Here is a 1,772-nt window from a genome sequence, read left to right as displayed (position 1 = left end):
CAAAACTATCAGTCTCTTTTGAAACTGCTAACAAAATCATTTCATCCTCTTCCATATCAATAGCTATCTTCTGACATTCACTACAGTCAATTTGATTTCTTTTCCCGGTCCATGGATTACAAATCCATATCCTTCCCGTCCCCTGAATACTCACAGACACAACCCCGCTGCTTTTCTTGCCTGGTCTCTGGTAAGAACTTTTACTTGTTTTCCCAAAGACCGCGCTGACGCCAAACTCATCCGGATTCGCCTCATTTGGTGTATAATCCACACGATTATATGCATATAACGTAATATAACGGATTTTCTCATCCTCATGCACCGCAGTCATAATGTCTCGTTTTCCGTCAAGCATCACTTCCGGCATCACTTCCAACTTTTTCAGGGTTTCTGGAACTTCCCCCCTCGCTGAGACATGGATAACAGCATCTGAATTCCAAGCCTTCCCAAGTTCTTTATTCCAATGTACTTTCTTTTCTTCCGAATTGATTTCTGAATAAAATCTTCCACCAACAGGCTTCTCTCCAATCCAGATAATCGGGAAACCGTTCATTGACAGCTTCTGTATCTGTTTTAGAAGGGTTAGAGACGCATATTTTTCATGATCAATAATTAGGCATTTATAAGCTGGTCCTTCTTCATCCAATCTTCCGTTTGTCACACGACATACCGGAAGTTCCAGCATTGTCTCAGACAGAAATTCATAACTGTATCCATAATTTATCAATTGTCCATCATCTGGATAAAGGTAAAATTCACTGCCAAGACCATCATTACAATATGTATTTTTCAAAATTGCACAATCTATTTTTGCATTCTTTCGAAACACTGCATTTAACCGAGCAATCGTATCCATACACCCCCGGGCATCTTCCAGTGATAATGTACGATTCCATTCATTTGAGATAAACCCATAAAAACCCGTATATCCCGGCCAGGATGCTCCAGAAATTTGCCTGTTTTCCGAATATATACCCGTATATTTTCCAGAATACGAGCCTCCATGCAGTACCTGTGCGTTCATACCTGCCATCAAGCTTCGTTTCACCCACCAAAACAGGTCTTCATAGCACTGTCCGTACGCATTTCCAAATTCAGCCGCACACTCAAACGAATACCGCTTCTTTCTTCCAAGATGCGCCGAAGCCGCCATTGTTTTCAAGCTGTCAATTGCCGGCCTCCCAAGCGCTTCATTCTCCGGGATTGCCACACAAAGTGCACTGCGTTCCACTTCCAGCGGCTTATTATATGCCACCTGATAACGAATTGTTTTCCCATACTTCTCCGCCATCCGCTCCAATTCCTCCAAATGATTCTCGCAATATAACTGTGTTTGCACTTCTAAATAATCGTGGTTGACCTGATCAGAATACATAGGATCACTGAATCGATATCCCGGTATATCCCCTGACGGGTACAAATTGGTCAAACCAACAACTGGAAGATATGGCAAAATAGAATAGCCTCTCCGCACTTCAAATTCTTCAGCAAAGCCATGACTCCAGTCAAAAGCCGCTTCATATTCCAGTGAATCACAAAAAATAGATTCCTGTGCGGAATATAAATTCGATTTCCACACCTCCTCCCAATACTCTTCACATGCCTGCACACCCTTTTTACTCAAATGGTCGATCACATAACTCTGCCCCGAATTTATTTTTTGTACTGTTGGTTGTTGATAGAAGGCAAATACTTTCCAAATAGCCGCTTCGTTTCCCGGGAACTCATAGCGCAGTACAGCACCATTTACTGTTTCTTTCACATATCCACTC

Annotated in this window: 1 protein-coding gene; it reads right to left on the bottom strand. The window is 42.2% G+C overall.

Annotation, left to right across the window (positions count from 1 at the left end):
* The coding region (locus tag ACH2DQ_RS21930) for a glycosyl hydrolase (RefSeq protein WP_395028328.1) at positions 1-1,762 on the bottom strand (1,762 nt) is incomplete at its 3' end.
* Between the last annotated feature and the right edge of the window lie 10 nt (positions 1,763-1,772).

Source organism: Robinsoniella sp. (genome assembly GCF_034124845.1).
Note: the sequence above shows the minus strand (reverse complement) of the source record. Positions and strands in the feature narration are given on the sequence as shown.